General features: G+C 56.9%; 2 protein-coding genes and 1 tRNA gene. 1 reads left to right on the top strand and 2 read right to left on the bottom strand.

Annotated features, from left to right (window positions below; all coding sequences use genetic code 11):
• Positions 1-81: 81 nt before the first annotated feature.
• Positions 82-154, bottom strand: a tRNA-Arg gene (locus QP868_RS12040).
• Between the two features lie 19 nt (positions 155-173).
• The gene (locus QP868_RS12035) at positions 174-344 is read right to left on the bottom strand and encodes a hypothetical protein (protein ID WP_284926794.1); all 171 of its coding nucleotides are present in this window, start codon (positions 342-344) and stop codon (positions 174-176) included.
• A gap of 105 nt (positions 345-449) precedes the next feature.
• Between QP868_RS12035 and fabG the strand changes: the two genes are divergently transcribed.
• Positions 450-1,211: a 3-oxoacyl-ACP reductase FabG gene (gene fabG / locus QP868_RS12030; protein ID WP_284926792.1), complete on the top strand. Its 762-nt coding sequence runs from the start codon at positions 450-452 to the stop codon at positions 1,209-1,211.
• The last annotated feature ends 57 nt before the right edge of the window (positions 1,212-1,268 follow it).

Here is a 1,268-nt window from a genome sequence, read left to right as displayed (position 1 = left end):
ACACTGCTCTAACCCTGCGGCGTAAAGTGTCAACCATGTCGCGACTGACAATGTCAACGATGTCCCGACTGATCACACAAGCGCCCCCAGCAGGATTCGAACCTGCAACCTACGGATTAGAAGGCCGTTGCTCTATCCATTGAGCTATGGGGGCAAATTGTTCGGAGCAGAGTCTACTGCTCTTCCAGCTTATTTGCTATCCGGGTGAGCTGGTGGGCTTGTTCCATCATGGTCAAAACCCTGGCCTCGCGAATCAGATTGCGGTGCTCTTCCGGGTCGCTTGTTTTACGCGCGGCTTTGAGAACCTCACGCGCTTCTTCAATTGCAGACTGTTTAGGTGTCACACCTGTCCTTTCGCCACAAGTATCCTAACCGGTTTGGGTCTTTATGTGAGCCTTTCAACATAAGGTGGTGAGTGAAACCGTTACACACCCGGATGTGGAGGAATCATGGCACTGCTCGAAGGTCGGACCGCGCTGGTGACAGGCGGAACTCTAGGAATTGGTTTTGGTATCGCACAGACACTGGCAGCGCACGGTGCTCAAGTTGCCGTTACCGGTGTGACAGAAGAAGAAGGCGCACAAGCGCGCGAAGCTGGTTTTGACACCTATGTACTCGACGTCCGCGACCGGGAAGCGTGTTCATCCGTGGTCGCCGAGGTCGTAGAAAAGTTTGGCGGCCTGTCGCTACTTGCGTCCAACGCGGGAATCTACCCGCAGGCGCCCATCGCTGAGATGACTGACGACGACATTGACACGATCTTCGACATCAACGTCAAGGGCACGGTACACATCGTGCAGGCCGCGATCCCAGCGCTCACCGAATCCGGCCGCGGACGCGTCGTCGTCACCAGCTCCATCACCGGTAACTACACGGGCTTCCCCGCATGGTCACACTACGGCGCAACAAAAGCCGCACAGATGGGATTCGTTCGTTCCGCTGCAATTGAGCTTGCACCTCGCAAGATCACGGTCAACGCTGTTCTTCCCGGAAACGTACTTACCCCTGGGCTCAAGGAACTGGGCCAAACCTACCTCGACCGCATGGCCCGTTCCGTGCCACTCGGATTCCTTGGCGACCCCACGGACATTGGTGAAGCCGTCGCGTTCCTGGGATCCGACGGCGCACGTTACATCACCGGCCAAGACATTGTGGTCGACGGTGGGCAGATTCTTCCCGAATCACCAGAAGCTCTCGAAGACCTGCACTAAGAAAGTCGCAACCTATAACGCACTCAGCCGAGGTCGGCTCGCTCAAGCGGGCCGACC

The organism is Brevibacterium sp. UMB1308A (assembly GCF_030230605.1).
GTDB lineage: Bacteria > Actinomycetota > Actinomycetes > Actinomycetales > Brevibacteriaceae > Brevibacterium.
This window is presented reverse-complemented; position numbering and strand designations above follow the sequence as displayed.

What these genes read in the sequence shown, in the direction of transcription:
- fabG (WP_284926792.1), top strand. Translation starts at nt 450, where the DNA reads ATGGCACTGCTCGAAGGTCGGACCGCGCTGGTGACAGGCGGAACTCTA.